Below are 6,051 nucleotides of genomic sequence, written 5' to 3'. Positions count from 1 at the left end.
CCTTTATCGGTTCAGAAACATCTTTCCGTATCAACACAATTGATTTGCCGGCCTTTTTCCCGGATATTTCCACTTCGAGGTTCCATTCCTTTTCCAGCGCCCCGGCCAATTCTTCAGATGACGAGCGCAATGAGTCCGATGCCCGCCCCGGCCAGGGTGAGGGTGGAGGTGAACGTGTCGAAGGTGCTGCGGGCGGACTCGTTGGTCTCGATCTCGAAATTATTCTCGGCTCCGGCATCGACTTGCCGGATGACGCGCATCTGGCTGATGATGGCGTCTTGCGCGGCTTGCATGCCGCTTTCGTTGCCTACACGGATGCTGACGCTGTTCATGTCGCGCCCGCCATCGCCGTAGGCAGCCAGGAGATGGGTAATGGGGGCGTAGATGCGGGAGTCGGGATCGAGCCCGAGGAAGCCGCCCTTTTCTTCGAGGACGCCCACCACCTCCAGGCGCACGCGCCCGATGCGCACGGTTTTGCCAAGGGGTGTTTCGTTGGGGAAGAGCGTTTCGGCTACGGGCGCGCCCAGCATCGCGACTGGACGAGCGTTGCGCACATCTTGCTCGGTGAAGGGGCGTCCGGCCTCGAGCGTAAAGCCGTAGTTGTCAAGGAAGAAGGCATCGGTACCGTGCAGTTCGATGGCGGCTTCGGTTTCTTCGAAGCGCGACTGGGCCCGTTCGCGGCTGGCAAACTGGTCGAGCACGCTTACCTCGTAGGTGGCGCCCACCCGGTCCCGCAGCGTTTCGACCTGGTTGTAGGTTACCGGCGGGCGGTAGGTGCGTCCGCGCCTCGGGCCCACGAACTGGTCGCCGTGGCGCTTGACCGAGAATGTGTTGGTGCCGTACTGCTGAATCGACTCCTTGAAGTACGTGTCGATCACATCCACCGCCGTCACGGCTGCAATGACGGCAAACACGCCGATGACCATGCCGAGCAGCGTAAGGGCCGAGCGGGTCAGGTTGGCGCGCAGCGCACGGAGGGCCGACCAAAACGCTTCAATGAGGCTCACAGCAAACAGAGGGATTCAACGAAACAGGTCATGAATAGAGGACGTCTGCGGAGTGCTTGGGCTACTCGTAGCGCAGCGCGTCGATGGGGCGTGCCTGGGCGGCTTGCCAGGCAGGAGCAATGCCAAAGAGCACGCCGACCCCTACGCAGATAACGAAGGCAATGCCGATGACGGTGGGGGAAAGCGGAGCAGCAATGCCCAGCGTGCTGCTGATGAACGCAGTAAGCGCTGTGGTAACGCCGATGCCAATCAGTCCGCCAATCAGGCACACAATGACCGCCTCAATCAGAAACTGAAGCAGGATGGTAAAGCGCTTTGCTCCTACGGCTTTGCGGATGCCAATCTCTTTGGTGCGTTCTTTGACCGAGACGAACATGATGTTCATCACGCCAATACCGCCTACAACCAGGGCCAGCGCCGTAAGAAACAGTCCCACACCGTAGATAGCAATGCGGACCGTGGAAAATGAGTCTCGAATTGCATCCTGCTGGTTGATTTCGAAGTTGTCAGGCTCCATAGGATCGAGCTGGCGGGCGGTTCGCAAGATGCCGGTGAGCTCGTCTTCGGCGGGAGCCATGAGTTCTGTGCCATCCACCTTCACCATAATGGTGATGCTACGCCAGCGGCTTACGCCAAACAGGCGTTCGAACGTGCGAAACGGCACAAGGATGGTGTTGTCGTGGCTGCCATCGCCGCCGAAGAGCCCCGCGCCTTCGCGCTCAATGACGCCGACCACAGTACATGGGGCAGTGCCCATACGCACGGATTGCCCGAGCGCCGATGTGCTTGGGAACAGCTCGTCGGCAATTGAAGCGCCCACGACGCACACGTTGCGTGCGCCTCGCTCGTCGGCTTCAGTCAGAAAGCGCCCCTCGGCCAGGTCAACCCCGCGAATCTGTCCGTACAGCGGCGAAGACCCTGTGATGCTGGCCTGCGCCGAGCGGTTGCGATGCGATACGGTGCGGTTGGTGCTGGTCATAGGAGCCACAAACGACGCGTAGCGCGAGCGCTCCTGAATGGTATCGATCAGGTCCACAGAAAGAGCCGGGCGGTTGGCCATCTCCCACCAGTCCACATTCACGTTGGCCCCCCACGGGAATTTGCTCACGTACATCACATCGGCACCGAGCGAGGAGAGGGTCTCTTCGAACTCGTTGTTGACGCCGTTAATGAGCGCGGCCATGAGCGTGACCGATACGATGCCAATCACAATGCCCAGGGTGGTAAGCACGGCCCGCAGGCGGTTCGCCCAGATGGCGTTTAGAGCAATGCGGAGACCTTCCACCAGGTCGAACAGAAAACGGCGCACAGAGCAGTACAGGTTGATGCGACAGGCAACAGCACCCCACGTACGTATGTCCACAAACGATGGTTACAGCAGGTTGCATCAACAGGCGTATTGGCGTTGTCATTCGCCATTGGACGGAAATAAATGCGCAAAGCGCAGGCGGTAGTCGCTGTGTTCGGTATTGTAGCCAGCCTGCACCACCTGAAACCCTTCGTTCAGTGCCAGAATGGTCATGCCGGGATGCATGTTTGGAAATGTGTCAAATACAAACCGGCGGTAGTCGCGCTCCCGTACGCGATCCAGCATGGCGTGCAAAAGCGCTCGTGCAATGCCGCGCCGCCGCACTTTTGGCAGCACCCCGCCCTTGGCGCTGTAAAAAGTGCGAGGCTGAAGCTGATAGCCCACCTTGAAGCCGACTGGCGTGCCGCGTAGCCACGCAACCAGCATCATCAGGTCGGTGCGCTCAAAGGTGCGAATAACCTGCGTATCCCCAAAAATGGTTTGGTTCAGGCTGTGGAGTAATGAGCGCTCCTCATAAGGAAGCTCCACAATCCGCAGTGAGGTCGATACATCCATGTCGAGGGGCCGGTAGCTGCTACACGATATGTGATGCTCACTTCGAATGTGACGTAGAACCGCATCCTGCGTCCGGCGGCTTCTGAATGGTTCTCAGCAGAAAACGGCTCGCCGAGGCGGACGGTCCCCCGGTTGCACGTTACAGTGGGATCGTATGCGTTAATATAGCATGCAGGAGGGCAATAATCAGGTATCGCGGGTGTGCTTCTGTTGGTGTGCAACAAAACGATTCAGAGTCAACTGGATTGAGCGTTCCCATGAGCCGTGTATGGCTAATGGGAGCCGTGAGTCTGCCTGTGGCTGCAAATCAGGACACGGTCCATTCTAAACAGGCGCAAACAGCAGTTCGCGTTCTTCAGCTAACGCCATTTTCAGCATACATCTACGAACTTGTTTTTCGGTCAGAGGGAGGCACGTACACAATCGTCGAGCACAAGCGAGTGGGCGGAGGGGCGATGTAGGTTGCTTTTGATGCTGTAAAGATTGTTCTTTCAAAGCCCGATCTGCTCCCAGCATCAGACGTTATGCGTTCTTGCCGCTTTCTGCAACGCTGCTGGATCGCTGTGTGCATGCTGTGCCTGGTCGTGGTTCCAGGCTATGCCCAAGAGCCGGAGGAAGAAGATATCATCGGCACCTGGGTTAGCACTGAGGATCCCGATGCTACAACCCAGTTCACAGAGAACGGCCTGAAGCAGACGTACTATGAGGGCGAAATGAGCAGCGAGTACAGCTATGAGTTTGTCGAGGAATGCGAAGGAGTTACAGCCCTTGAGCAAAGTCCACTCGACATCGTGCTCCGCGTTGTACCCAACACAGGAGAGCAGAGGTGTTACCATGTGATGAATCTAACGGACGAACGACTTACGTTGTCTTCGTTTGGACGAGGAGGGTTTAATTCGTACGAGCAAGCTGCACAAGCAGCCTCCGACACCACGCTATTCGCTACGCTCGTACAGTACGTCAACGAAAACGGACTGTGGATCGGTCCAACTGACACTCGTGCGTTCGATCTGCGAAACGTTGAGGCAGAACAGCTTGCTCTTTCGATGACGCCTGATGCGGTGCATCCGGTCTCAGATGAGCGCAGGGCCGAGCGACGGCAAGTACTGCGTCGCCTCGGTGTTCCGGTAGCAGATATTGTTGCGGACGCCGCCTGTGCATTCACCAGCGGGTTGCCCGTGCCCAATAGCACAGGCGCTTTGACTTCGGCTTCCCCAGCGTGTCAAGAAAAAGGATCGTTTGTGAGTGTTGCCTTCGGCTCGCCGCGTCCGGCAGACGCGTGCAGTGGCACCGAAACACAACTGGATTCGGAGGACACACACCGATGCGTCGTCGTGCACGCCGTCGAAATATCAGATCACTCATTCTACGAGTACGACCTGACAGTCAGGTACACCTTGGATCAGGGATGGACGGTTGTAGAAAAGACGGTGATTGATGGAGCGGCTTCGTGACAACATTTACGCTTGTGCAATTGGAAGCACGCCCTGCTCCCCTTTTATCGTATCTGTACGAGAATTGCAATCGCTCTTCTATAAACCATCAAGATGACGCAATACAGCGTGCTGAAACTGTTCGAACGTCATTGGCAAGCGGTCGATGCCTTCCCGCATACGTTCCCAGTCAAGTTCAACGCCGTAGCTTGACCGGACAACATGGCGGAATCCGCGGTACGCACGCATTTCGTTTGCCAGGCTATCATCGAATAGGACGGGAAGCCCAGGCGTTGCATCTGCTGTGAAGCCCTCAAATAGTTCTGCGTGCCATTTATCACTACGTGGAAGCAACACGCTGTGAAACCGGGCAATCCGCTTGAGAATATTCTCGGTGCCGTTGTAAAACTGCATGAGAAAGGCTCCCCCAGCCACTTTTTCGCGGAGGGTAGGTGCGGCACGCCCAACATCGCGGCGCAGGTGCACCAGTTCGGTAACGACAGTGTCCATTCGCGTTAACTCGTCGTGCACTTCTTCACGTAGCTCGGTTTTCGTCATGGCGAGTCCTCTTCATAGACGACGCGTCCGCGATCCAGAATGCGCTGAGTAAATGTATTAGCAGGCTCTAAGGGCACTACGTCCACAGGCACCGGAAGATGGGCATCGAGTTCAGCCGCCAACTTGTAGAAGTCCCAGCCCGGCACCCCTCCAATAGCCAGGTCAAGGTCATGAGCTGCATCGGGGGCCAACAGGGTGCTGCCAAACAGCACGACCTGCGTGGCTCCGTGACGGCGGGCAATGGCAATAGCTTCGTCAATATGGTTGAGGGCAACAGGCATAGCTCAGGATGTTGGTTTGGATGCAGGTTTGGATGCAAATCCAATAAGCAAATTCAATAACGAAAGTGTTCTCCGGCACAGTACACGACAAAACCTGAGCGAGCCTTCACAGAACCGGCATTCCCACGTCCCCGGCACGTCATCCCGATGCCGACAGCCGTCGGCAGAGGGATCTCCCCGGAATCGGCGGAATCAGACCGGAGAGAGACAGCGATCTGCCCTTGGTTCCGCTCGGCTCAAAGAGATTCCCGCAACGGATGACCTGTCGGCCCCTTCGTGCAACAGGCATGACCTTCGGCCCTCGCTGCGCTCCTCAGAATGACAAAAATCCGAGTGTGTGAAGGGGCATGTGAGTTTTGTCATGTACCATGGTTCTCCGGACGCGTTCACCTGCGGCAAGTAACCATTTGCATCACACTTTTTCTGCCGATAAAGGAATTTGCGCAGACTCATTAGGTTTAGGCAAAGAGTTGGTGGGCGTATATTGTCAGTACGAATAACTCCGATACGGTGACTTTGCCACCAATGACATGACGTTTCCAGCCCATACGGGCCTTGCAAGCGACGAGTTCGAGGGCCTCTTCGCTGTTTTTGAAGCCGAAACCTACTCACAACTTCGTTGCAATTTACCTTTGCAGATCTGCGGGGGGGGGGCTGCTCTATAGGTGCATTTTAGCTGCCCGTCTGCGTGTGCCGAGTGACGTATCTATCGGCATGCGCCCCATACGATCGCCGTCGGTACGAGGCGTGATCGGGTGCAATGGTGCATACGGTTATTTTGCTGCCGTTGCGCTGTGCTCGTCTGCTTTTCGGATTGCCTGCTCGTACCTGTGCTATTCTCCTTGTGGCCCTCGATGGGCTCATCTCCGCGTTCTGCGTCTCTACTCCATCCTATTCCGCTCCTGCTG

6 protein-coding genes are annotated in these 6,051 nt (G+C 56.9%); 1 reads left to right on the top strand and 5 read right to left on the bottom strand.

What is annotated here, in order from left to right; translation table 11 throughout:
• Nucleotides 1–113: 113 nt before the first annotated feature.
• From R6U20_RS03055 to R6U20_RS03045, 3 genes are all read right to left on the bottom strand, one after another.
• Complete coding sequence (locus tag R6U20_RS03055; RefSeq protein WP_410336398.1) at nucleotides 114–1,007, bottom strand: ABC transporter permease; 894 nt, start codon at nucleotides 1,005–1,007, stop codon at nucleotides 114–116.
• Between the two features lie 61 nt (nucleotides 1,008–1,068).
• Nucleotides 1,069–2,316, bottom strand: coding sequence for an ABC transporter permease (locus tag R6U20_RS03050; RefSeq protein WP_410336397.1), 1,248 nt, complete (start codon nucleotides 2,314–2,316; stop codon nucleotides 1,069–1,071).
• Nucleotides 2,317–2,415: 99 nt separating this feature from the next.
• Nucleotides 2,416–2,871: a GNAT family N-acetyltransferase gene (locus R6U20_RS03045; protein ID WP_410336396.1), complete on the bottom strand. Its 456-nt coding sequence runs from the start codon at nucleotides 2,869–2,871 to the stop codon at nucleotides 2,416–2,418.
• 524 nt (nucleotides 2,872–3,395) lie between these two features.
• On the opposite strand from R6U20_RS03045, the gene R6U20_RS03040 reads away from it, so the two are divergent.
• On the top strand, nucleotides 3,396–4,325 hold the full coding sequence (locus tag R6U20_RS03040; RefSeq protein ID WP_410336395.1) for a hypothetical protein: 930 nt from the start codon (nucleotides 3,396–3,398) through the stop codon (nucleotides 4,323–4,325).
• A gap of 78 nt (nucleotides 4,326–4,403) precedes the next feature.
• Here R6U20_RS03040 and R6U20_RS03035 read toward each other — a convergent pair whose 3' ends face one another.
• Nucleotides 4,404–4,862 (bottom strand): hypothetical protein, encoded by a 459-nt coding sequence (locus R6U20_RS03035; protein ID WP_410336394.1) that lies wholly within the window; start codon nucleotides 4,860–4,862, stop codon nucleotides 4,404–4,406.
• Nucleotides 4,859–5,143 (bottom strand): nucleotidyltransferase family protein, encoded by a 285-nt coding sequence (locus R6U20_RS03030; protein ID WP_410336393.1) that lies wholly within the window; start codon nucleotides 5,141–5,143, stop codon nucleotides 4,859–4,861. The genes R6U20_RS03035 and R6U20_RS03030 overlap by 4 nt, the downstream gene beginning before the upstream one ends.
• Nucleotides 5,144–6,051: the final 908 nt, after the last annotated feature.

It is taken from the genome of Longimonas sp. (assembly GCF_046498435.1).
In the GTDB taxonomy this organism is placed as follows: domain Bacteria; phylum Bacteroidota; class Rhodothermia; order Rhodothermales; family Salinibacteraceae; genus Longimonas.
The sequence above is the reverse complement of the archived record's forward strand: the minus strand, read 5'-3'. Positions and strand labels throughout refer to the sequence as shown.

Coding starts and splice junctions, on each gene's coding strand:
- R6U20_RS03045 (WP_410336396.1), bottom strand. CDS start 2,871: ATGGATGTATCGACCTCACTGCGGATTGTGGAGCTTCCTTATGAGGAG.
- R6U20_RS03040 (WP_410336395.1), top strand. CDS start 3,396: ATGCGTTCTTGCCGCTTTCTGCAACGCTGCTGGATCGCTGTGTGCATG.
- R6U20_RS03035 (WP_410336394.1), bottom strand. CDS start 4,862: ATGACGAAAACCGAGCTACGTGAAGAAGTGCACGACGAGTTAACGCGA.
- R6U20_RS03030 (WP_410336393.1), bottom strand. CDS start 5,143: ATGCCTGTTGCCCTCAACCATATTGACGAAGCTATTGCCATTGCCCGC.